The sequence below is a fragment of the Caballeronia glathei genome (assembly GCF_000698595.1).
GTDB classification, from domain to species: Bacteria; Pseudomonadota; Gammaproteobacteria; order Burkholderiales; family Burkholderiaceae; genus Caballeronia; species Caballeronia glathei.
Map to the genome: position 1 here is coordinate 76,133 of NZ_JFHC01000007.1, position 22,604 is coordinate 98,736.

Sequence of the window (22,604 nt, forward strand, 5' to 3'; positions counted from 1 at the left end):
CTGCGCGCCCTGCGCGGCCGCCTTCGTCACTCCAGCGCGGACGCGGGGCCGAAGAACTCGTACCGGCTCTGCGACTCGGGCACGCCGAGCGTCCTGAGGTGCTTCTTCACCGCCTTCATGAAGGGCACGGGGCCGAGGAAATACGCATCGACGTCGCGCGTCTTCGGCAGCCATTCGTGCAGCCGCGCTTCGTCGAGATAGCCGAAGCCGTGCGCGCCGGCGTCGCCGTCGCGCTGCAGTTCGTAGCAGTAGAAGCGCTTGAGCTGCGGATGGCGCGCAGCGAGGTCGTCGATCGTGTCGCGAAACGCGTGCACGCCGCCATGCCGGGCCGAGTGGATGAAGTGCACGGGGCGCTCGGTGCCGAGCGCGGCCTGCAGCATCGCGAGCGTGGGCGTGATGCCGACGCCGCCGCTGATCAGCACGAGCGGCTTCTCGCTGGGTTCGAGCCGGAAGTCGCCGGACGGCGCGAAGAGTTCCATCCGGTCGCCTTCATGAACGTTTGCATGCAGATGGTTCGACACCTTGCCGTCCGGCTCGCGCTTCACGCTGATCCGGTATTCGTGCCCGTTCGGCGCGGCGGAGAGCGAGTAGTTGCGGCGCATTTCCTCGCCGTCGATCACCACGCGCAGGCCGATGTACTGGCCGGGATGAAAGTCGAGCACCGCGCCGCCGTCGTCGGGGCGGAAGTAGAACGACGTGATCTCGTCGCTTTCCGGCACCTTGCGCGCAACGCGGAACACGCGCGTGCCGCGCCATCCGCCGGGCGCGGCTTCGCGCTCGCTGTAGATTTCCTCCTCGAGACCGATGAGCAGGTCGGCGAGCTGCTGGTACGCCGCGGCCCATGCTTCGATCACGGCGTCGGTTGCGACCTCGGCGCCGAGCACCTCGCGGATCGCCCTGAGCAGGCACCGGCCAACAATCGGATAATGCACCGGCAGGATGTTGAGCGCGACGTGCTTGTTGATGATCTGCCCGACGAGGCCGCCGAGCTTCTCGAGCTGGTCGATGTGGCGCGCATACATGAGCACGCCGTTCGCGAGCGCGCGCTGCTGCGAGCCGCTCGCCTGGTGGGCCTGGTTGAAGAGCGGCCGCACCTCGGGGTTTTCGCTGATGAGGATCTTGTAGAAGTGCGTGGTGAGCGCTTCGCCGCCGCTTTCGAGAAGCGGCACGGTGGCTTTGACGATTGCACGGTGTTCGGCTGACAGCATCTTGACGGTTCCTCGTGGTTTCCGGTTGATGTGGGCCGTGTGGATCAATGCGGCCCGGGGTAAAGTTGCCTCGTCTACAATCCACGATTCGTGCCAGAATAGAATGTCAATAAAATCAATGACGTACCGCCAATAATGGTCAATCGGACACTGGTCAAAGAGACTCCATCCGAGGTCAAATCGACTGCACGGGAGCTGCTGGACGCCCTCGTGCCGCTGATGCAGGACCTTTCGCGCGACCTGCCGGACACCGAACGCTACCGGCGGCTCCTGCAAGGCCTGCGCGCGCTGGTGCCGAGCGACGCCACCGCGCTCCTGCGCCTCGACGGCGACACGCTGGTGCCGCTCGCCGTCGACGGCCTGAGCAGCGACACGCTCGGCCGGCGCTTTCGCGTGGGCGAGCATCCGCGCTTCGCGCAATTGCTGTCGCAGACAGGGCCGACGCGCTTCGCCTCCGATTCGGATTTGCCGGACCCCTACGACGGCCTCGTGACGGGCCTCGCCGGCCATCTCGAAGTGCACGACTGCCTGGGCTGCCCGCTCGTGATCGGCGGGCGGCCGTGGGGCCTGCTCACGCTCGACGCGCTCGACCCGGCGCGCTTCGACGGCGTCGACATGGCGTCGCTGCAGGCCTTCATCAGCCTCGCCGCGGCGACGGTGAGCGTGGTCGAGCGCATCGATGCGCTCGAGCGCAGCGGCGAGGAGGAGCGCCGCCGCGCCGAGGCGTACCGGCAGGCAAGCGGCCAGGCGAGCGGGCCGGGACACCGCGAGATGGTCGGCAGCAGCGCCGTGCACAAGCGCTTGCTGGAGGAAATCGCGATCGTCGCGGCGAGCGACCTGACCGTGCTCGTCACCGGCGAGACGGGCGTCGGCAAGGAACTGGTGGCGAACGCGATCCATGCGCTTTCGCCGCGCGCGGGCAAGCCGCTCATCAGCCTGAACTGCGCGGCGCTGCCCGATACGCTGGTCGAGAGCGAACTGTTCGGGCATGTGCGCGGCGCGTTCTCGGGCGCGTCGTCGGACCGCGGCGGCAAGTTCGAACTCGCCGACGGCGGCACGCTCTTTCTCGACGAGGTCGGCGAACTGTCGCTCGCCGTGCAGGCGAAGCTGCTGCGCGTGCTGCAGAACGGCCAGCTTCAGCGCATCGGCTCGGACCGCGAGCATGCAGTCGACGTGCGGCTCGTCGCCGCGACCAACCGCGATCTCGCGGAAGAGGTGCGCGAAGGCCGTTTTCGCGCGGACTTCTATCACCGCCTGAGCGTGTATCCGCTCGTCGTGCCGCCGCTGCGCGAGCGCGCGCGCGACGTGCTGCTGCTCGCGGGCTACTTTCTGGAGGAGAACCGCTGGCGGCTCGGCCTGCAGAGCCTGCGCCTTTCCGCCGACGCGCAAGCCGCGCTGCTCGCCTACCGCTGGCCGGGGAACGTGCGGGAGCTCGAGCATCTGATCGGACGCAGCGCGCTGAAGGCGCTCGCGTCGCATCGCGAACGTCCGCGCATCCTGACGCTTCACGCCGGCGACTTCGGGCTGTCGGATGCATCGCCGCCGGGCACGGAGCCTGCGAGCGTGCCGCCGCGTGACGAGGGCACGCAGGACTTCCGCTCCACGGTGACGTCGTTCGAGCGCACTGTGCTGTTCGACGCGCTCGCGCGGCACGACCGGAACTGGGCATCGGCCGCGCGCGAGCTCGGCATGGACCGCGCGAACCTGAACCGGCTTGCGAAGCGGCTCGGCCTCAAGTAGCACGTCACGGCCGCCGTGCGGTTGCGGTATCCCGGAGCGAAGTTCGATTGTTGCCGGCATCAAAAGAATGCCTGTGATTGTTCAAACGCAACGTCGCGCTTGCGCATTCGGGCATTCGTAGTTATTGATGGCATAAACTTGGGAAAAGCCCCGCAGTCTTCTAAGATCAGAACAGCCAAGCCGCACCCGTAGCCGTCGTACGTATCGCCTGAAAGAAGCGCCGCCGCCGGATCGCCGCGATCCGCCCGTGGCCGACCATGGCAAATCGAAACGGGGGACATGTGGGAAAACGCAGCGCCCTTTTCGTCTTCGCGCTCCTCGCGTTTTTCAGCCTCAAGGGCTTCGCCGCGGACCCGGTACAGGAGCGCGCACCGGATACGATGGCCGCGCGTGTCCTCGCATGCGCCGCCTGTCACGGCGCGCGGGGCGAAGGAACGGACGACGACTACTTTCCGCGCCTCTCGGGCAAGCCCGCCGGATATCTCTACAACCAGTTGCTGGCGTTTCGTGACGGCCGTCGCAAGTATCCGCCGATGAACTATCTGCTGGCCTATCTCCCCGACGCGTACCTGAAGCAGATTGCGGACTATTTCGCCGCCGAGCATCCGCCGTTTCCGCCGCCGAGCCCCGTCACCGTCGACGCCAAGACCCTCGCGCTCGGCAAGGCGCTCGTGCTGAACGGCGACGCGTCGCGCAAGGTGCCCGCGTGCGTTGCGTGTCACGCGGCGGCCATGACCGGCATGGAGCCCGCGATCCCCGGGCTGCTCGGCCTGCACGCCGATTACCTCAGCGCGCAGCTGGGCGCGTGGCGCTACGGCACGCGCAGCACCGTCGCGCCGGACTGCATGAAGGTCGTCGCGTCGCAACTGAGCGACCGCGACATCACGGCGATCGCCGCGTTTCTCGCGTCGCTGCCCGCGCCGGCCAACCCGGTGCCCGTCGCCGCCGGTTCGCTCAAGATGCCGCTCGCGTGCGGCAGCGTGACCAACCAGCCGAGGGATTGAACGTGCTCAGTCTCCGACAACTCAAGGCGCTCGCGGTCCTGACCGGCTGCATCGTCGCGGCATGCCTCGTGCCGCTTGCCGGCGCGCACGCGCAGGCGAGCGCGCCCAAAACGCCGGCGGGCGCGGCCAATGCGGCGGGCGGCGATGCGGCGCTCATCGCGCGCGGCGAATACCTGGCTCGCGCGGGAGATTGCGTCGCGTGCCACACGCTGCCGGCGGGCAAGGTGTTCGGCGGCGGACGCCCGATGGACACGCCGTTCGGCACGCTCTTCACGCCGAATATTTCCTCCGACAAGGAAACCGGCATCGGCAAATGGACCGCCGAACAGTTCTACACGATGATGCACACCGGCAAGTCGAACGACGGCTCGCTGCTCTATCCCGCGATGCCGTACACCTCCTACACGAAGGTCACGCGCGCCGACTCCGATGCGATCTACGCCTACCTGCTGGCGACGCCGCCCGTGAAGCAGCCGAACCGCCCGCACGAACTGCGCTTTCCGTTCAACAAGCGGCAACTGCTGATCGGCTGGCGCACGCTCTTTTTCCGGCAGGGCGAGTACGAGCCCGATCCGAAGCAGTCGGCGGAGTGGAACCGCGGCGCGTATCTGGTCGAAGGTCTCGGGCATTGCTCGATGTGCCATACGGCGATCAATGCGCTCGGCGGCAACGTCACGTCGAAGGAATTCGAGGGCGGGCTGATCCCGCTGCAGAACTGGTACGCGCCCTCGCTCACGTCGAACAAGGAGGCGGGCCTCGGCGACTGGAGCATCGAGGACATCGTCGGCCTGCTGCATGCGGGCGTCTCGAATCGCGGGGCCGTGTACGGGCCGATGGCCGAAGTGGTCTACAACAGCCTGCAGTATCTGACCGAGGAGGACGTGCGCGCGATGGCCGTGTACCTGAAGGCGCTGCCCGCGCGTTCGGGCGACAAGCCCGCGCCGCCGAGCGCGGCGGTCGCCGAACAGCGCAGCAGTCTCGCGCCGCTCGGCAAGAAGGTGTACGACGCGGAGTGCGCGGTCTGCCATGCGGCACAGGGGCAGGGGAAGCTTCCGCATTTTCCGCCGCTCGCGAACAACCAGTCGATCGAGATGGACTCCGCCGTCAATCCGATCCGCATGGTCCTGAACGGCGGCTACCCGCCCGGGACGAAGAAGAATCCGATGCCCTACGGCATGCCGCCGTTCGCGCAGTCGCTCTCGGACGTGGAGGTGGCGGCCGTCGTCACCTATATCCGCACGGCGTGGGGCAATCACGGCGCGCCCGTGACGGTCAAGGAAGTGAACGAACTGCGCTCGGCGCCACTTTATTGAGGACGCGATGACGAAGCCATTCACGGATGGGGACGCGGACCACGACGAAACCGTTGACAAGATCGTCGAGAGCGGGCCCGGCGGCGCGATCGCGCTTGCGGGCATCTCGACGGCGATCGTCATCGGCATGTGGTTCGCGTTCTACTTCATGGTTTTCCTGCCTCGCGGCGTGATCCAGTGAGGCGGCGCACATGGCCATGAATTCCTCATCACACGATGTCGCCGAGCGCGTCGAGAGGCGCTGGGCGACGCTCGTCATCGTGATCATCCTGGTGCTCATCGGGATGGTGGTCTACACGGGGCTGCAATGGGCGATGATGCCGCCGTCGCGCGTCGAGACGGTGAGGCCCGAAACGCTGCACGTGTCGGGCGAGTTCATCGAGAGCAACCTCGGCAGCGCGGTCGAGCCCGACGGCTCGGTGACCGTGCGCATCGTCGCGCAGCAGTACTCGTTCACGCCGCAGTGCCTGCTCATCCCGGCGAACACGCCCATCACGTTTCGCGCGACGAGTTCCGATGTCGTGCACGGCTTTCTCATCACGAACACGAACATCAATTCGATGCTCGAACCCGGCTACATCGCGACGTTCCGGACCACGTTCAACCAGACCGGCGAGCATCTGATGCCGTGTCACGAGTTCTGCGGCGTGGGACATCAGGGCATGTGGGCGCACGTCAAGGTGATCGACCGCGCCGCGTTCATGCAAATGGCCGAGAGCATGCCGGCGAATTCGCGGAGGCTCAGCTGTGTTAAATAGCAAGCGACTCGTGCTCTGGCATTTCTGGCTGGCGTTCGCGGCATTCGGACTCGCACTCCTGCTCGGCGCGTGGCAGATGCTCGTGCGCAGCCCGCTGCATCCGTGGCTGCAGGACCCGGAGATCTACTACCGCTCGGTCACGGCGCACGGCTCGGCGATGGGCTACGTGTTCCCGACGCTCGTCGCGATGGGCTTCGGCTATGCGGTGAGCGAGCTCGCGCTGAAGAAGGCGCTGATCGGCCTGCGCTGGGCGTGGATCGGCTTCGCGCTGGTCGCGATCGGCACGGTCATGGCGATGGTGCCCGTGGCGATGGGACTCGCCTCGGTGCTCTACACGTTCTATCCGCCGATGATCGGCAACGTGTTTTATTACCTCGGCGTGGTGCTCGTCGTGGTGGGCTCGTGGATCTGGGTCGCGCTGATGTCGGTGAATCTCGCCGCGTGGAAGCGCGAGAACCGGGGCAAGCCCGTGCCGCTCGCGATGTTCGCGACCGTTGCCGGTGCCTATCTGTGGGGGTGGACGGCGGTCGGCGCGGCGCTCGAAATCATCTTCCAGATCCTGCCCGTCGCGTTCGGCTTCAAGTCGACCATCGACGCGGGGCTCGCCCGCGTGTTCTTCTCGTGGACGCTGCACGCGATCGTCTACTTCTGGCTGATGCCGGCCTACATTGCGTATTACACGATCATTCCGCGCGCGATCGGCGGGCGTCTCTACAGCGATTCGATGGCGCGCATCTCGTTCATCCTGTTTCTCGTGGTGTCGATGCCGATCGGCATTCACCATCTTTTCGCCGATCCGCAGGTCGGCTCGGGCTTCAAGTTCCTGCATTCGGTGTTCACCGCGCTCGTCGCCGTGCCCACGCTCCTGACGGTCTTCACGATCTGCGCGTCGGTCGAGATCGCCGCGCGCCTGCGCGGCGGCAAGGGCGCGCTGCGCTGGATCGGCGCGCTGCCGTGGCAGAACCCGATGATGCTCGCGGTGGCGTTCTCCTTCGTGATGCTCGGCTTCGGCGGCGCGGGCGGCATCATCAACATGAGCTATCAGCTCGACTCGACGATCCACAACACGCAGTGGATCACCGGGCATTTTCACCTGATCTTCGCGGGCGCGATCGTGATCATGTACTTCGCGATCGCCTACGACCTGTGGCCGCATCTCACGGGCCGCGCGATGCTGAGCGTGAAGCTCATGCGCGCTCAGCTGTGGCTGTGGTTCATCGGCATGATCGTGCTGACGTTTCCGTGGCACTACGTCGGCATTCTCGGCATGCCGCGCCGCATGGCGTTCTACGACTACACCAATCCCGAGATCGCGGCGCAGGCGTTCTCGGTAATCCTTTCGGTGATCGGGGGATTCATCCTCGTCGTCTCGGCGGTGCTCTTCTTCATCATCCTGATCCGCGCGCATCGCGCCCCGCGCGTCGTGCCCGAGGAGTTCCGCTTCAGCCGCGCCGTGCATGAGCCGAGAACCCTCCCGGTGGCGCTGAACAGCTTCGGCCTGTGGCTCGCGCTGATGATCGGCCTCACGCTCGTCAACTACGGCTATCCGATCGCGCAGCTGATGACGCGGGCCGAGACATCGGTGCCCGCCGTTCCGATCGGAGTGCAGCGATGAGCGAAGAGAAACTCTTCACGTTTCGGAACCGCTGGTTCGCGACGAGCGTCGGGATCGCGGTAGGCGTGGCCGTGGTGTCGGCGCTCATCGGCTTTGTGTGGCTGCCCTCGGTGCAGCGCGACACGCCGTTCCAGGGCATCTGGAACGCGATCTGCAGCGCGGCCGGCGTCCCGCAGAAATGGTTCGCCGCCGAAACGCCCGTCGAGCCGCGCGTGCGCATGAGTTCCGTCGAAGTCACGCCGCAACTGCTCGCGGTTTCCAGCGCCAATTCCATCGGACGCGGCGCGACGCTCGCGCTTCGCTGCACCATGTGCCACGGCGAGCGCGGCATGAGCGACGCGAATTCGCCGAATCTCGCGGGCCAGTACGCGGTCGTGATCTACAAGCAGCTGATCGACTTTCAGACCGGCGCGCGCAAGAACGCGGTCATGTCGCCGATGGCGATGAACCTGAGCGATCAGGACATGCGCGACCTGTCCGCGTATTACGCAAGCCTGCCGAAGCCGGCCGCGACGCGCGCGGTGAGCGCGACGCACGTGCCGGACATCGTCGCGCACGGTGCGCCGATGCGCAATATCGCGCCTTGCGCCGCGTGTCACGGCGGCATCGACAACAAGGCGGGCAGCCCGTGGCTCGAAGGGCTTTCCGCCACCTACACGAAGGCGCAGTTGCAGGCGTTCGCCAGCGGCGCGCGCAGCAACGACATCAACGCGCAGATGCGCAACGTGGCGCGCAACATGACGCCCGCCGAGATGGACGCGGCCGCGGCCTACTACGCGGGCGCCGGCGAGCGCTGATCCGCGCCGCCTCGCGAGGCGCCGTTCGTCCACACCGCCCGCGGTGTTATCGTTGCCCGCGCCTGGGGCTTTCTGTATCTTGGGCTCGTCGACGCGTGAGTTTGCACGCGTCCAAGCCAGGTAGAGCCCATGCAATCCGATGCAAATCCCGTTGAATACGCGCAGAAACCAGCGCAGGAACACGCTCCGCTCCGCACCGACGTGCTGATCGTCGGCGCCGGTCCCGTCGGGCTTTTCGCCGCATTCGAGGCGGGTGTGGTCGGTCTTTCGTGCCAGATCGTGGACGCGCTCGGGCGCGTCGGCGGGCAATGCGTGGAGCTGTATCCCGACAAGCCGATCTACGACATTCCCGCGATTCCCTCGTGCACCGCACGCGAGCTGGTCGAGCGCCTGATGCAGCAGTGCCGCCCGTTCGACGTGCCGATTCATCTCGACCAGCGCGTGATGGACGTCGTGCAGCGCGACGACGGCCGCTGGACCGTGCGCACGGAGCAGGGCATGGTGTTCGATGCCGCCGCGGTCATGCTCGCGGCCGGCAACGGCGCGTTTCTGCCGCAACGTCTGATGCTTCCCGAAGCGGCGGCGCTGGAAGAGCGCGATGTTCTCTACAGCGTGCCGCGCCTCGCGGACTTCGCCGGCAAGGACGTGGTCGTCGCGGGCGGCGGCGACTCGGCGCTCGACTGGGCGCTCGCGCTGCGCAAGGTCGCGCGGCGCCTGACGCTCGTTCACCGGCGCAGCGGGTTCAGCGCGACGGCGTCGTCGGTGGAGAGCATGAAACGTGCAGTGGCCGCGGGCGAGATGGATTTCGTGGTCGGCATGATCGGCGGGTTGAAGGCACCCGGCGGCACGCTGCAGTCGATCGAGATCAAGCAGGTGGAGGGCGTGAGCGAACGCGCGGCGGACAAGCTCGTCGTGCTGTACGGGCTCGTCGCGGATCTCGGTCCGATCGCCGGCTGGGGCCTCGATATTCGCGGCGGCCGCATCGAAGTGGATACGTCGAATTACGAGTCTTCGCGTCCGGGCATCTTCGCGGTTGGCGACATCGCGAACTATCCGAACAAGCAGAAGCTCATTCTCTCGGGCTTTCACGAGGCGTCGCTCGCGCTGCGAAAGGCCTATTCATACGCGTATCCGGAGAAGAAGCGCGTGCACGTGCATTCGAGCTACGACACGAAACTCGCCGAGCGCGTTCAGGCCAGTGCGACGGCGGCCAACTGAGCGCACGCGCCTAGTGCTGCACGCCCCAGCGCCTGACGGTCACGCGTTCTAGCGTATCGAACACCACATGCTCGACGATCAGCCCGATCACGATCACCGCGGCGAGCCCCGCGAACACCCGATCGGTGTAAAGCTCGTTGCGGTTCTGAAAGATGTACCACCCCAGTCCGCCGTTCCCCGAACTCGCGCCGAACACGAGTTCCGCGGCGATTAGCGTGCGCCACGCGAACGCCCAGCCCACGCGCAGGCCGGCGAGAATCGAGGGCAGCGCGGCCGGCACGAGGATCAGTAGCACGTGACGCAGGCCGGTGAGCCCGTAGTTGCGTCCTGTCATGCGCAGCGTCTGCGGCACCGCCTGAAAGCCCGAATACGTGTTCAGCGCGAGCGGCCACAATACCGAATGCACGAGCACGAACAGCAGGCTGCCGGTGCCGAGCCCGAACCAGAGCAGCGCGAGCGGCAGCAGCGCGATCGAGGGCAGGGGATTGAACATCGCGGTGAGCATGGAAAGCAGGTCGCGGCCGAAGCGCGTCGACACGGCAAGCGACGTCAACGCGAACGCGAGCGCGGCGCCGATCAGGTAGCCGCGCAGCAGCACCGACATCGAGATCGCGGTCTTGCTCAGAAGCTCGCCGGACATCACGCCCTGCACGAAAGCGGCGAGCGTCGCGCTGAACGTGGGCAGCAGCAGATCGTTATCGACGGCGCGTGCCGCGATCTCCCACACGGCGATGAGCACGAGCGCGATCGCTGTCTTGCGCAGCCATGTCTGGTCGACGATGCGTCTTGCGAGCGGCAGCGGCGCCTCGGCAGCGACATCGCCGAGCGGTTGCAGCGGCCGTTCGTATTCGGCGCGCACGGGCGGCTCGAGCGGGGTATGCGGGGCGGTCGGGGCGGGCGTGCTCATCGTGCGGGTTCCGTTTCTTCGAAGAGGAGCCGGTGGATGCGCGCGACGCTCTGCTGGAACTCGTGCCCGCCGGACTCATGCGTGTATTGATGGCTGTTCAGTTCGGCGCGCACGCGTCCGGGATGCGGGCTCAGCAGCAGGATGCGATTGCCGACGATCAGCGCCTCCTCGATCGAATGCGTGACGAAGAGGAGCGTGAAGCGCGCGTCGTCCCAGAGGCGCAGCAGCTCTTCCTGCATCCGCCGGCGCGTGAGCGCATCGAGCGCGGCGAAGGGTTCGTCCATCAGCAGCACGCGCGGCTGCATCGCGAGGGCGCGCGCGATTGCGACACGCTGCTTCATGCCGCCAGACAGCGTGTGCGGATACGCATGGGCGAACTGCGCGAGCCCGACCTTGTCGAGGTAATGCAGCGCGCGCTCGCGGGCCTCGGCGCGGCCCAGCTTGCGCGCGACACGCAACGGAAACGCGACGTTCTGCAACACCGTCTTCCACGGCGGCAATTGATCGAACTCCTGGAACACGACGATGCGATCGGCGCCCGGTCCGCGAACGGGCTTGCCGTCGAGCGCGATGCTGCCTGCGCTCGGCTCGATGAAGCCCGCGACTGCCTTGAGCAACGTCGATTTCCCGCAGCCGGACGGGCCGAGCAGCACGAAGCGGTCGCCGCCGTAGACGTCGAAGCTGACCTGATGCGTCGCGCGCACGATGCGCTCGCGGGTGCGGTATTCGAGGCTGACGTTGTCGACGGCGAGCAGCTTTTCGCTCGAGCGTTGCTCGCGCGACGGTGCGGCGCTTTGCGCGGCGGGAGAGTAGAGGACTGCGGGATCGGCCACCATGAATTGTGCGACTCGTGCTCAAAGCATCAACATAAGGCCGCGGCGCGCGCCGGCAAACCAATCATTGCGCATATTCAAAACAGGCTGACGCATAAGCGCCGGTTGCGCTGCTTTATCGACGCAAGCCGCAAGCCGCAAGCCGCAAGCCGCAAGCCGTAAGCGCAGAAGTAGAAAGGCCCGCTGGGGAGCGGGCCTTCTCACATGCAGGTGCCGGAGCGCCCCGTCAACTGCCCTTGCTTGTCGCCGGATCGGTGAAGAAATAGTCCTGCCACGACTTCGGCTCGTTCCTGATCGCGCCCACGCGATGCATGAACTGCGCGAGCGCGAACGTGTTCTGCGGCGCCACCTTGAACTCGACCTCGGGGTTCCGGATGATCTTCACGAGCAGGTTGCGGTCGATCTTCGCGTTGTTCACGCGGATGTAGATGTCGGCTGCGTCTTCCGGGTGCTGCGTGACGAACTGCGCCGCGTCCGCGAGCGCCGCGACGAACGCGCGGTAGGTCTTCGGGTTCTCGTCGCGGAATTTCTCCGTCGCGTAGAGCACCGTCGCGGAACTCGGCCCGCCCAGCACGTCATACGAATTCAGCACGACATGTGCCTTCGGATTGCCCGCGAGTTCCTGATCCTGGAACGGCGGGTTGCCAAAATGGCCGCTGATCTCCGTGCCGCCCGCGATGATCGCGGCCGTCGCGTCGGGGTGCGGCACCGCCTGCGTGAGCTTGTCGAGGCGGTTGTACTCCTTGTCGCCCCAGCGCTTCGCCGCGGCGAACTGCAGCACGCGCGACTGCACCGACACCGAGACGGCCGGCACCGCGATGCGATCCTTGTCGCTGAAGTCCGCAATCGTCTTCACGCGCGGATCGTTCGACACGAGGTAGTACGGCAGATTGCCGAGCGAGGCGACGCCCTTTACGTTCTGCCGTCCACGCGTGCGGTCCCAGATCGTGAGAAGCGGACCGACGCCCGCGCCCGCGATATCGATCGAGCCGGAGAGCAGCGCATCGTTGACCGCGGCGCCGCCCGAGAGCTTCGCCCATTCGACCTTGATGTCGAGCCCTTCCTTTTTGCCTTCCTTCTCGATGAGCTTCTGGTCGCGCGCGACGTTGAGCAGCAGATACACCACGCCGAACTGCTCGGCGATGCGGATCGTGCCTTCGGCGCGCGCGGGCGCCGCCGTGCCGAGCGCGGCAACGCCGATCGACATCGCAACGGATGCCGCGACGGCGCGGCGCGTGACACTTTTATGAATGTTTGACGAATAAAGCGAAAAAAGCGCAAGCAGCATCGGCGGTCCTGTGGTCGGTCGTTGATTTTGTCGGTTCAGAACGGCACGTCGCCTTCGATGGTCGTGCGGTACAGCTTGCGGCGCAGGTGATCCGGCGTGCCCGCCGCGAGATGCATCAGCGAGCGGTTGTCCCAGAAGACGAGATCGTGTTCGCGCCAGCGGTGACGATAGATGTGCTCGGGCCGCACGCTGTGCGCGAAAAGCGCGGCGAGCAGCGCCTGGCTCTCGTCTTCGGGCAGGCCGATCACGCGCGTCGTGAAGTGCTCGCTCACGAAAAGCGCCTTGCGGCCGGTCTCCGGATGCGTACGAACGATCGGATGCACGACCGGCTCGACCTGCGCGATCTGCTGCGTCGATAGGTTCGGCCGCCAGGGGCTGCGCTTTTGCAGCTCCGCGTATTTCGCGAGATACGTGTGCTCGGCCGAACGCCCTTCGACGGCATCGCGCAAATGCGCGGGCAGCGTGTCCCAGGCGAGGTGCATGTTGGCGAACAGCGTGTCGCCGCCTTCGGCGGGCAGTTCCTGCGCGTGCAGCAGGGAGCCGAGGCTCGGCTTTTCCTTGTAGGAGAGGTCGGAGTGCCAGAAGTGCCCGGCGTCGCCGAGGCCGATCGGCTGGCCATTCTCCAGAATGTTCGAGACGATCAGCATCTCCGGATGGCCCGCCAACTGGAACTGGTGCAGCACGTGAATCTGCAGCGGCCCGAAGCGCCTGCTGAACGCAATGTGCTGTTCCGGCGTGATGCGCTGGTCGCGAAAGACGAGCACATGATGATCGAGATGCGCGCGGTGAATGCGCTCGAAGTCGGCCGCGCCGAGCGGCCGCGACAGGTCGAGGCCGATCACCTCGGCGCCGACGGGGGCATCGAACGGACGGATTTCCAGCGCCCCGGACGGGCCGTGGATCGGAGCGCCTGCCTCGGGTTCATGCGGCGCCTGAGCGGATCGGGAAGATGTGGTGGTCAAGATCGGGGGGCGCAAAAGCGCGGCTTGTCATTGTTCGAAAGATGGAATCTATTGCGCCGCGCAAGCAGGGTCAACGAAGGAAAAGCCATACGTTTATCTGTTTTGGCGATTAGCCGTTCGCTCGAGCAGCGAAGGTTCGCCCTACACCTACGTGCTATTACCTATACGTAGGTAGCATGGTGCGCCTCTTTCGATCGCGATAAGGTTTGGCCATCGCGGCGCGTCACTGGCTGCATCTACCGCGTGGCATCGGGTCGTGACGCCCGGCGCAGCAATGCCTTCGACGCCGCCGCTTCGTTTCGACTTGCTGTCAATGCCCGGTGCGCGCCGCGCCGGGGCTTCCTTGTCTGACGAGAAGAGGTGCCACATGAGTGGACAAGCCATCGGTATCGATCCGTGGTTGCAGACGGTCGGCTGGCTCACGAAGCTGTCGGCCGCGACGAACGCGCGCGCGCGCGATACGCAGCGTGCCGGAGAAAAAGTCGCGAAACGGCTGCGTGCCGAGATGGACAGGCCGCAACATGCGGACGTAGTGGTGAGCGTAATCGACCGCCCGACGTCCAGCACGGCGACTGTCGCATGGTGCGATCCGCGGGCGTGCCGCTACGGCGACCAGGTATGGCGCGCGAGCATCGCGCGGCAGCCCGGCACGTGCGCGGTGAGCGGCAAGAGTATCGGGCGCGGTGACGCGATCTACCGTCCGCGCGCATGCAGGCCGTCGCCGCTCAATGCGAGCGCGATGATTCTGGCTGCGATTGTCGAAGACGTCCCGCGCGGATAGGCACGCCTCATGCTCCCCCGGTCGGTATCGATCGGATTCAGGAGCAACAGGTGGGCGCAACCATTGTCCGGGGGCTGCTGCTCATCTTCCTGATTGCCGCCATCATGTCGGGATACGCGATCCACTCCGGACGCGTGAAGGTGCCGCCGAAGTGGAATCCATTCGCGCCGCTCGATGTGCGCGAACCGCCGGGACCGCTTACCGCAATCAAGCTGTGGCGAACCACGCGCGATCCTGCGACGTGCGCGGCTGCGCTCGAAACGTCGGGCTTGACGTATCGTCCGGTTGCCGATTCCTCGGCGCCCGCCGGCTGTGAGCTAAAAGATGCAGTGCGTGTGACGCATTCGGACGCCGGATACGGCGGACCGTTCATAGCGAGCTGCCCGCTCGCGATCGGCATGGCGCTTTTCGAGCGACAGTATCTGCGGCCCGCGGCCGGGGAATTCTTCGGGCAGGGCGTGAAAAGGATCGATCACGTCGGAAGCTACGCCTGCCGCAACGTGAACAACAGCCCGAATAACAGGCAGGACGGTCGGCTGAGTCAGCACGCGAGCGCCAACGCGATCGACCTCACGGGTTTCGTGCTCGAAGACGGCCGGCGCATCACGCTCGCGCGCTGGGACGAAGGCTCCGCCGACGCGGCCTTTCTGCGCCGCGTTCACGAGGGCGCGTGCCGCGTGTTCAACACGACCCTCGGACCCGACTACAACGCGCTGCATCGAACGCATTTTCACGTCGACATGGGACCCTACCGCATGTGCCGCTAGGGAGCGATCAGCGGCGCCGGTGCGCGGGATTGCGGCAGGTCGCGAAGTCGCGGAAGCCGCCGTTTCAGGCCGAGGCCGGGATGGTGCTGCATGACTTCGGGCGCATCCAGGCCGGGTCGCCTTCATGTTGCCATGTTGCCGGACGTCGACTCCGGCTTCTGCCGCGTGCTTTCGCGCATGCGTCGATGATCGCCTTCCTGAAGCTGATCTCCCGCGGATGCGCCGCTGCCACGAGCCTGCGCTCGTCTTCGGTGAAGTCGTCAGGCGAGACCGGGCACATCCATCCCACATCCATCCCGCGTCCATCCCGATACCCGCCGTCCCAAGCGGGCACATGCGGCGACGCAGTCATCGAACCGCCGGCCCTTGCTACAATCGTCGGGCCAGGCGCGAGACGTCGAGAGTGCACTTCAGTAGAAGACGCTCGGCGAAATCGGATCGCTCGCAGGAAAGGTTGCCTCGAGGGCCTGGTCGAGCAGGCGGTTGTGCCGGTCGTCGGAGACTTCGGCGAATTGAGGCGTCGGCTGGAACGCCGGGGTGTCGGTTTGCGGGTTCATGTGCGGCTCTCCGGAAGGTTGAACGAACAGTGCTTCGTTGAATTCAGTTTGCGTGCTGGCGTCCTTCACGGCAATCGAAAGGACGCGTCCAACACTGCCAATCGCACGACGTCTCCTGCCACGCGTGCCGGCCGTCGAAAGCGGGCGAGTCTTCTCACTCTTCAGGCATTGGTCATGCGAACCGTCGCAATAGCAGTCTTTCCGGGCGTGCAGGCGCTCGATGTTGCGGGACCCGTGGACGTCTTCGCGGAGGCCAACGGATTCATAGGCTCCGGCGACGGATATCAAATCACGCTGGTCGCGCCGCAGGAGGGGCCGGTGCTGGCGTCGAACGGCACGCGGCTCTGTGCCGACGTGTCGTGCGAGCGGGCGAATGCGCACTACGACATGGCGCTCGTCGCGGGCGGCCCGGGGCTTCCGGTCGCGGCGCCCGATCCGCTTCTCCTCGACTGGCTCAAGGGCGTCGCGTCGAAGTGCGAGCGCTACGGGTCGATCTGCACCGGCGCGTTCGCGCTCGGTCATGCGGGCCTGCTCGACGAGCGCAGCGTCACGACGCACTGGCAGAATGCGCAGCAGCTTGCGCAAAGCTTTCCGCGCGCGCGTGTCGAGCTCGACCGCATCTACATGCGCGACGGCAACCTCGTGACGTCGGCGGGCGTGACGGCGGGTATCGATGTGGCGCTCTCGCTCGTCGCCGAGGACCACGGCGCGGGCATCGCGCTCGCGGTGGCGAAGCGCCTCGTCGTGTTCGCGCAGCGCCGCGGCGGTCAATCGCAGTTCAGTCCGTACCTCACCGCGCCCGCCGACGACACGTCGCCCGTCGCGAAGGTCCAGGCGTATGTGATGGAACACATCGGCGAGCGGCTCTCCGTCGAGAAGCTCGCGCAGGTGGCGGGCATGAGCGAGCGCAACTTCGCGCGCGCGTTCGTGCAACTCGCGCAGATGACCCCGCACGAGTTCGTCGAGCGCGCGCGCGTGGATGCGGCGCGCAATGCGCTCGAGAGCAGCGACACGCCGCTCAAGACGGTCGCCTACGAATGCGGCTTCGGCACGGCCGACCGGATGCGCATCGTGTTCACGAGGCGCCTCGGCGTGTCGCCGAACGACTACCGGACGAGCTTTCGCAAGGTCTGACGCGATCTTTTTTTTCGCGCGGCGTGGCGCACGTGGCGCACGAATTGCGGCTTCCGGAATCACATGCAGGCGCCCGGCGATTTCGCGATCCCGCGACTCACTGTCTCGCGCGCGAGTGGCCCGCCCTGGCGGGTTCGCTAGAATTACGCGAAACCGAGCGCCGCACGCCGCGCGTGCGAGCGCCATTTCATACATCGAATCGAACAAGAGGCCGCCATGGACGATCCCTACGAACGACGCGCTTTGCTGCTCCATCTCGGCGACGTGCTCGAAGCCATCTTCTGCCTGACAAAATGCGCGGAAAGCCGCGCGAGCATCGGCGAGGCACTGAAGCAGGACGACTCGCTGGTGAGTTTCAGCATTCTCGGTTTTGTCGATACGGGCATGCATCCGCAGGACTTCATCCGGCGCGCGACGGGCGCCTTCTTCGTGTGGCCGAAGGCGCTGCTCGATGAGACGCTCAACCGCCAGTTGCTCGCGCATACGGTGCAGCACGATCTGTTCGCAGGCAATGCGGCGGGCTGGGACGCCTATGTGAGCGAGCGGCGCAAGGAAGTGCCGTGGTTCGGCGAGGACTTGCCGAAGGTGCCGCAGGCACAAGCGTCCGCGGACACGCGCGACGAGGAGGAGGCGAAGGACAAGCAGGACGGCCCGCGTCCCTCGCGCTATTCGACCTGGCCGTGGCAGCCGGACGACCCGAGCGGCGCCTAGATCGTTCCCGCTCATGCCGCGCGCCTCGACATCATGCCGGGGCCTTGGGGTCACCCTGGCCGGCTCTTCAATGCGCTCTCTCGCGACAGAGACCGCGTGACGACAGCGGCCAGCACGCCAATGCACATTGCGCTCGCGGAGTAGAATCACCGCTCCGCGCAATCCATCGCTCACACCATGTTCATCGAAACGCCGCTCCTCGAATCACGCGCCCTGTCGCAACGTCTGAACAAGTCCGTCTGGCTCAAGATGGAAGCCATGCAGCCGACCGGTTCGTTCAAGGCGCGCGGCATCGGCCATGCGTGCACGGTCTACAAGGAGCGAGGCGCGCGGCGGTTCGTGTCGTCCTCGGGTGGCAACGCGGGACTGGCGGTCGCGTATGCGGGGCGCAAGCTCGGCGTGCCGGTGCTCGTCGTCGTGCCGGAGACGACGTCGGAACGCGCGAAGCACCTGATCGCGAGGGAAGACGCCGAGGTCGTCGTGCACGGCAAGTCGTGGCAGGAGGCGAACGAGTTCGCGCTCGCGTCGCGCACGTCCGCCGATGCGTTCCTGCATCCCTTCGACGATCCCCTCATCTGGGAAGGCCACGCCACGATGATCGACGAGGTCGTGCGCGCGGGATGCACGCCCGATGCGCTCGTGCTGTCCGTGGGCGGCGGCGGGCTCCTGTGCGGCGCGATCGAGGGCTTGCGGCGCAACGGCCTCGCCAGCGTGCCGGTCGTGGCCGTGGAGACGCTCGGCGCCGACTCCTACGCGCAATCGCTCGCCGCGGGCGCACGAATCGAATTGCCGGCCATCACGAGCATCGCGACATCGCTCGGCGCGCGCAGCGTGTGCGAAGAGGCGCTCGCGCTCGCGCGGCAGCGTCCGGTGTCGAGCGTCGTCGTGACGGACCAGCAGGCCGTCGCGGGCTGCCTCGAGTTGCTCGACGAGCATCGCATCGTCGTGGAGCCGGCGTGCGGCGCGTCGGTCGCGGCGCTCGATTCGGACGACGCAGCTCTGCGCGATGCGCGGAACATCCTGCTGATCGTGTGCGGCGGCGTCGGCGCGAACGTGGATCAACTGACGCGCTGGCAGGCCGGCTGGCAGGCGGAAGCGGGCGCTGCCATACAATCGAGATAGCAATGCGATAGCGAATTACCTTGACAGAGAGTCGGTGAGGACGTAACGTACAGGTCGAAGTGTTCAAGAAGTCCGATTGCTGTTCATCATCCTCCGTTTTACCGCGGTATTTGTTGTCCTTCTTTCCCTCCTTGATACTTCCTTCGCCCCAGTCCGGGGTGGCAATCTTTCATTCAGGGAATCTCATGGATACCGGTATCGTCAAGTGGTTCAACGACAGCAAGGGCTTCGGCTTCATCACGCCCGACAACGGCGGCAACGACCTTTTCGCGCATTTCTCGGAAATCCGCACGGAAGGTTTCAAGACGCTCGCTGAGAACCAGAAGGTCAGCTTCGAAACCAAGCAGGGCCCGAAGGGCCTGCAAGCGTCGAACATCACGCCGCTGTAAGTAGCAGACACGACGCTCGTCGCGGACCGGCAATCCGGTTCGCGACAGTCGCTGAAACCCTCGCGGAGCACGAGCTCCCGCCACGGTTGCGACGCCGGCAAATACGGCCACGCAATCATCGCAGCGCCCCTTCAGCATCTCCCCAGCGTTTCTCTTGCGTAGTTTTCGCGTGCTTTCTCGCGATCTCCTGCCGCTCTTCAGCTCCAGCATCACCCTCATTCAAGGCGCTCACGCTTCGGCCCGGCCATTTGCCGCGACCGCGCGCACGCCCGCAACATCATGCACAACCCATACATACACAACTACAACGGCTACAAGGTCGTGCCGTCGGCGCATCGTCTGCCTGACGGATCATTCGCATCGAACCTCCTGCTCGAGCGCCATGGCGGCGCGGACCGGGCGATGCGCTATCAGTTCCACGCACTCGACTATTTCGACGACGAACACGACGCGCTCGGCCACTCCTGCCAGTGGGCACGCGAGTGGGTCGACTGCCGCGGATGAGCGCAACGGCCGCGAACGCCGCTCCTTTCACCGAAGCGTGTCACGGCGCACAGGCGCCGCGAGGCGATTCGTGCTCAAGTCTTATTGCGCAGGGATGCCGCGCGGCGGCGGGCTGAATAATGGCGGAATAAGCCAGTGTTTGCGGCGAGGCACGGCCGGAGGGCACGGTATCCTTGACTGCAGGCCGGGCGGCGCACCAGGAGGATTCGACGGCAGGGCTCCAACGGCAGGCCAGGCCGCCAAGCCGCCACGTGCCGGCCACAGCCGCAACGATTAAAATACATAGTTCGGGGTTCGCACGCCAATGAGACATTCCGCTTTCGCTGGGATCGCACTGCTGGTCGCGAGTGGCACTGCCCTTGCGCAGATGCCGGCTACCATTCCCGGGCGCAGTCAGAACCCGGGCCAGCAGGCCGTCGACAACGCCGCCTGTTACGCCTACGCGAACCAGACGACGCACGTCGTCATGGCCCGCGAATCGCAGACACCACCGCGCGACCAGCCGCGGGAAGCCCGCCCGCTCGCACCGCCGCGTCCCGTGGAGCCGCCGCTTCCGCCGGCGGCTTCGGGCGCTGCTGCGGCGTCGGCTGCTTCCGTGCCATTGCCCGCGAGCGCGACGATGCCCGCGAGCGAGCCCGCCACAGCGGTGGCCGCGGGCGCGTCGGGGCCGGCAGCGGCGTCGGACGCCGCCGCTTCGGCCGTGGCCGCGAGCCAGGCGTCGGATGCGCACTACGCGGAAATGAAGATGCCGCCGCTCCCCCCGCCCGAGCCGCCGATGGCCCGCTACTGGCGCGCCTACGGCGACTGTATGCAGGGTAAGGGGTACTACGTGCGCTGAATGGCGCGGCGTGGTTGAACCGGTGTGCGTGAACCGTGGCGCCGCCGTGCGGTGCGGTAACGCCCGCCGCCGTCCACTGGGCAGCACGATCGCAGTTGCGCCGCCATGCACGCGGCGCGGGCCGCGTGTGTTCGCATGACTGCTGTCGTCGCGCGGCGCGAGAGATCGCCTGCGCCGCAGGCTTGCCCCGCGCAGATTGCACCGAACGCACCAATTACACCCACTGCACCGATTGCACCGATTGCACCGATTGCACCGATTGCACCGATTGCACCGATTGCACCGATTGCACCAATCGCACCAATCGCACCAATCGCACCGATTGCGCAGATTGCACCGATCACTCCGATCACACCAATCACACCGTCTTCCAGCTTCCACACGAAGCGGTCGCCCACGCCGTGCGTCCCGATTGCCAGCGTCGCGCCCGAACAGGGGAACGTCAGCGGGGTGCGGAGAGCCCAACCTTCACGGTCACGAATGTCGAAGCCGGCGCGCGCCGCACCAACCGATTCATCAGTCGATTAAATCGCGGCGGCGCGCGCAAGACGAAGGAGGCAATGCATGAATCATCAGCCGATTCACGAAGGCGGTTGCGCGTGCGGCGCGGTGCGCCTGCGGGTGAGTGCCGCGCCGCTGGAAGTGAACCTCTGCCACTGCATGACGTGCAGGCGAATCCACGGTGCGCCTTTCGGCGTCTACGCGGTCTTCGCGCGCGACGCGGCCGCATTCTTCGGCGAAACCCGCGCGTGGCCAAGCTCGCGCACGGGGCGAAGGCATCATTGCGCGACGTGCGGCTCGCCCATCTTCCTCGAGTTCGACGGGGTGCCCGAAGTGGAAATTCCGACCGGCCTCTTCGACGAAGTCGGTCTCTTTCCGCCTACCTACGAGATCTGGACGAAAACGGCCGAGCCGTGGCACGACGCGCAGACCCGGCCGCAATACCGCGAAAGCGGGCCAGCTGCATAGCGCGGCTCAGCACTCCACGATCGCCTTCACGACGCCCGCCGTCGGATCGAGCAGGCTCGCAAACGACGACGGCACATCGGCCAGTTGCAACCGGTGCGTGTTGAGCGCCGCGCTCGGCACTTCGCCCGCGCGCATCGCGTCGAGCACGGTCTCGAAGTCCTCGGGGGTCGCGTTGCGGCTCGCGATCAGCGTCGCCTCGCGCTTGTGGAACTCCGGGTCGGCGAACGAGATCCGCTCCGGCACGATCGACACCAGCACGTATTTTCCCCCGTGCGCGATGAATTCGAAGCCGCGCTCCATGGCGCGGGCGTTGCCGGTGGCGTCGAAGACGACGTCGAAGAACTCGCCGTCGGTCAGACGCGAGAGTTCCTCCTTGTCGCCGTCGCCGATCGCCACCGTTGCGTGCGCCTTCAGCTCGCGGCGGCAGAATTCGAGGCGGTCCGCGCGCGTGTCGAGCGCCGTGACCGCCGCGCCGCGCAGGCGGGCGAACGTGAGCGCGGCCATGCCGATCGGCCCGGTGCCGACCACCAGCACACGCTGTCCCGCCTGCACGTCCGCGCGCCGCACGGCGTGCGCGCCGATCGCGAGGAATTCGATCATCGCGGCCTGATCGAGCGTCACGCCTTCCGCCTTGTGCACGAACTGCGCGGGCAGGCTCAGATATTCGGTGAACGCGCCGTCGCGATGCACGCCGAGCACCTGGATGCTCACGCAGCAGTTCGTCTTGCCCTGGCGGCACGCGATGCACTTGCCGCACGACAGATACGGCATCACGTAGACGGGATCGCCGGCGGCGAGGCCGCTCGCCGCATCGGCTTCCTCGACGACGCCCGACAGTTCATGCCCCATCACGCGCGGATAGGCGAGGTACGGCTGGTTGCCCGTGTAGATGTGCAGATCGGTGCCGCAGACGCCGACGCGCTTCACGCGCAGCAGCACTTCGTTTGCGCCGCGTTGCGGCTTCTCGCGTTGTTCGGCGCGCAGGGTGCCGGGTGTTTCGCAGATGACGGTGAGCATGTTCGTATTGGATTGATGGGGCAGCGACAAATCTAGCGATACCACGGCTTTTGGTCAAGCCAATTATTATATTTGGTAAAGTGGTAAGGCCGGTAGGGGTGTCAGTAGAAGCGCCGGTAGAGGCCGGGTCCGGCGCGCACGCGCTGCGGCGATTCGCCGTATATTTCCAGCA

The 22,604-nt window shown here is 66.3% G+C and carries 25 protein-coding genes; 17 read left to right on the forward strand and 8 right to left on the reverse strand.

The window, feature by feature from the left end:
• Positions 1-26: 26 nt before the first annotated feature.
• Entirely contained in the window at positions 27-1,208 is a 1,182-nt protein-coding gene (gene hmpA, locus BG61_RS07360; RefSeq protein ID WP_035929541.1) for an NO-inducible flavohemoprotein, read from the reverse strand.
• 135 nt (positions 1,209-1,343) lie between these two features.
• On the opposite strand from hmpA, the gene norR reads away from it, so the two are divergent.
• From norR to BG61_RS07400, 8 genes are all read left to right on the forward strand, one after another.
• On the forward strand, positions 1,344-2,948 hold the full coding sequence (norR, locus tag BG61_RS07365; protein ID WP_035929545.1) for a nitric oxide reductase transcriptional regulator NorR: 1,605 nt from the start codon (positions 1,344-1,346) through the stop codon (positions 2,946-2,948).
• 380 nt (positions 2,949-3,328) lie between these two features.
• Positions 3,329-3,952, forward strand: a complete 624-nt coding sequence (locus tag BG61_RS07370; protein ID WP_051672362.1) for a c-type cytochrome — start codon at positions 3,329-3,331, stop codon at positions 3,950-3,952.
• 2 nt (positions 3,953-3,954) lie between these two features.
• The gene (locus tag BG61_RS07375) at positions 3,955-5,265 is read left to right on the forward strand and encodes a c-type cytochrome (protein ID WP_035929989.1); all 1,311 of its coding nucleotides are present in this window, start codon (positions 3,955-3,957) and stop codon (positions 5,263-5,265) included.
• 7 nt (positions 5,266-5,272) lie between these two features.
• Complete coding sequence (locus BG61_RS43215) at positions 5,273-5,446, forward strand: hypothetical protein (protein ID WP_035929552.1); 174 nt, start codon at positions 5,273-5,275, stop codon at positions 5,444-5,446.
• 10 nt (positions 5,447-5,456) lie between these two features.
• Positions 5,457-6,023 (forward strand): cupredoxin domain-containing protein, encoded by a 567-nt coding sequence (locus BG61_RS07385; protein ID WP_035929992.1) that lies wholly within the window; start codon positions 5,457-5,459, stop codon positions 6,021-6,023.
• Positions 6,013-7,638, forward strand: coding sequence for a b(o/a)3-type cytochrome-c oxidase subunit 1 (locus tag BG61_RS07390; protein ID WP_035929555.1), 1,626 nt, complete (start codon positions 6,013-6,015; stop codon positions 7,636-7,638). Before BG61_RS07385 ends, BG61_RS07390 begins: the two co-directional genes overlap by 11 nt.
• The gene (locus BG61_RS07395; RefSeq protein WP_035929558.1) at positions 7,635-8,435 is read left to right on the forward strand and encodes a c-type cytochrome; all 801 of its coding nucleotides are present in this window, start codon (positions 7,635-7,637) and stop codon (positions 8,433-8,435) included. The genes BG61_RS07390 and BG61_RS07395 overlap by 4 nt, the downstream gene beginning before the upstream one ends.
• Positions 8,436-8,564: 129 nt before the next feature.
• Positions 8,565-9,653 (forward strand): NAD(P)/FAD-dependent oxidoreductase, encoded by a 1,089-nt coding sequence (locus tag BG61_RS07400; RefSeq protein WP_035929560.1) that lies wholly within the window; start codon positions 8,565-8,567, stop codon positions 9,651-9,653.
• Between the two features lie 10 nt (positions 9,654-9,663).
• Here the strand turns inward: BG61_RS07400 and BG61_RS07405 are convergent, their stop codons facing one another.
• The 4 genes from BG61_RS07405 to BG61_RS07420 form a co-directional block, all read right to left on the reverse strand.
• Positions 9,664-10,560 carry an ABC transporter permease gene (locus tag BG61_RS07405; RefSeq protein ID WP_035929562.1) on the reverse strand — a complete coding sequence of 299 codons (897 nt, stop codon included), beginning with the start codon at positions 10,558-10,560 and terminating at the stop codon, positions 9,664-9,666.
• Positions 10,557-11,396: an ABC transporter ATP-binding protein gene (locus BG61_RS07410; protein ID WP_035929565.1), complete on the reverse strand. Its 840-nt coding sequence runs from the start codon at positions 11,394-11,396 to the stop codon at positions 10,557-10,559. The genes BG61_RS07405 and BG61_RS07410 overlap by 4 nt, the downstream gene beginning before the upstream one ends.
• A gap of 223 nt (positions 11,397-11,619) precedes the next feature.
• The gene (locus tag BG61_RS07415; RefSeq protein WP_051672350.1) at positions 11,620-12,681 is read right to left on the reverse strand and encodes an ABC transporter substrate-binding protein; all 1,062 of its coding nucleotides are present in this window, start codon (positions 12,679-12,681) and stop codon (positions 11,620-11,622) included.
• Between the two features lie 35 nt (positions 12,682-12,716).
• The gene (locus BG61_RS07420) at positions 12,717-13,583 is read right to left on the reverse strand and encodes a TauD/TfdA dioxygenase family protein (protein ID WP_232256082.1); all 867 of its coding nucleotides are present in this window, start codon (positions 13,581-13,583) and stop codon (positions 12,717-12,719) included.
• Between the two features lie 427 nt (positions 13,584-14,010).
• Here BG61_RS07420 and BG61_RS07425 point away from each other — a divergent pair, with 427 nt between their 5' ends.
• Positions 14,011-14,424: a DUF3331 domain-containing protein gene (locus BG61_RS07425; RefSeq protein ID WP_035929572.1), complete on the forward strand. Its 414-nt coding sequence runs from the start codon at positions 14,011-14,013 to the stop codon at positions 14,422-14,424.
• Between the two features lie 50 nt (positions 14,425-14,474).
• Entirely contained in the window at positions 14,475-15,191 is a 717-nt protein-coding gene (locus BG61_RS07430; RefSeq protein WP_232256077.1) for an extensin-like domain-containing protein, read from the forward strand.
• A gap of 410 nt (positions 15,192-15,601) precedes the next feature.
• On the opposite strand, the gene BG61_RS42730 is transcribed toward BG61_RS07430, so the two are convergent.
• Entirely contained in the window at positions 15,602-15,748 is a 147-nt protein-coding gene (locus BG61_RS42730; protein ID WP_158447170.1) for a hypothetical protein, read from the reverse strand.
• A gap of 174 nt (positions 15,749-15,922) precedes the next feature.
• Between BG61_RS42730 and BG61_RS07435 the strand changes: the two genes are divergently transcribed.
• The 6 genes from BG61_RS07435 to BG61_RS07460 all read left to right on the forward strand — a co-directional run bounded on the left by BG61_RS07435 (position 15,923) and on the right by BG61_RS07460 (position 20,446).
• Positions 15,923-16,882, forward strand: a complete 960-nt coding sequence (locus tag BG61_RS07435; RefSeq protein WP_035929578.1) for a GlxA family transcriptional regulator — start codon at positions 15,923-15,925, stop codon at positions 16,880-16,882.
• 216 nt (positions 16,883-17,098) lie between these two features.
• The gene (locus BG61_RS07440) at positions 17,099-17,593 is read left to right on the forward strand and encodes a hypothetical protein (protein ID WP_035929581.1); all 495 of its coding nucleotides are present in this window, start codon (positions 17,099-17,101) and stop codon (positions 17,591-17,593) included.
• A gap of 177 nt (positions 17,594-17,770) precedes the next feature.
• Positions 17,771-18,715 carry a pyridoxal-phosphate dependent enzyme gene (locus BG61_RS07445; RefSeq protein WP_035929583.1) on the forward strand — a complete coding sequence of 315 codons (945 nt, stop codon included), beginning with the start codon at positions 17,771-17,773 and terminating at the stop codon, positions 18,713-18,715.
• Positions 18,716-18,900: 185 nt separating this feature from the next.
• Positions 18,901-19,104: a cold-shock protein gene (locus BG61_RS07450; protein WP_035929585.1), complete on the forward strand. Its 204-nt coding sequence runs from the start codon at positions 18,901-18,903 to the stop codon at positions 19,102-19,104.
• Between the two features lie 279 nt (positions 19,105-19,383).
• Positions 19,384-19,608 (forward strand): hypothetical protein, encoded by a 225-nt coding sequence (locus BG61_RS07455; RefSeq protein ID WP_035929588.1) that lies wholly within the window; start codon positions 19,384-19,386, stop codon positions 19,606-19,608.
• A gap of 304 nt (positions 19,609-19,912) precedes the next feature.
• Entirely contained in the window at positions 19,913-20,446 is a 534-nt protein-coding gene (locus BG61_RS07460) for a hypothetical protein (protein WP_035929589.1), read from the forward strand.
• Here the strand turns inward: BG61_RS07460 and BG61_RS41800 are convergent.
• A complete protein-coding gene (locus tag BG61_RS41800) occupies positions 20,434-20,844 on the reverse strand; it encodes a hypothetical protein (protein WP_129572106.1) in 411 nt (136 codons plus the stop codon). The two genes, BG61_RS07460 and BG61_RS41800, sit on opposite strands and share 13 nt — an antisense overlap.
• Before the next feature lie 166 nt (positions 20,845-21,010).
• On the opposite strand from BG61_RS41800, the gene BG61_RS07465 reads away from it, so the two are divergent.
• Positions 21,011-21,415 (forward strand): GFA family protein, encoded by a 405-nt coding sequence (locus tag BG61_RS07465; RefSeq protein WP_035929591.1) that lies wholly within the window; start codon positions 21,011-21,013, stop codon positions 21,413-21,415.
• Between the two features lie 6 nt (positions 21,416-21,421).
• On the opposite strand, the gene BG61_RS07470 is transcribed toward BG61_RS07465, so the two are convergent.
• Positions 21,422-22,432, reverse strand: a complete 1,011-nt coding sequence (locus BG61_RS07470) for a zinc-binding alcohol dehydrogenase family protein (protein ID WP_035929593.1) — start codon at positions 22,430-22,432, stop codon at positions 21,422-21,424.
• Positions 22,433-22,604: the final 172 nt, after the last annotated feature.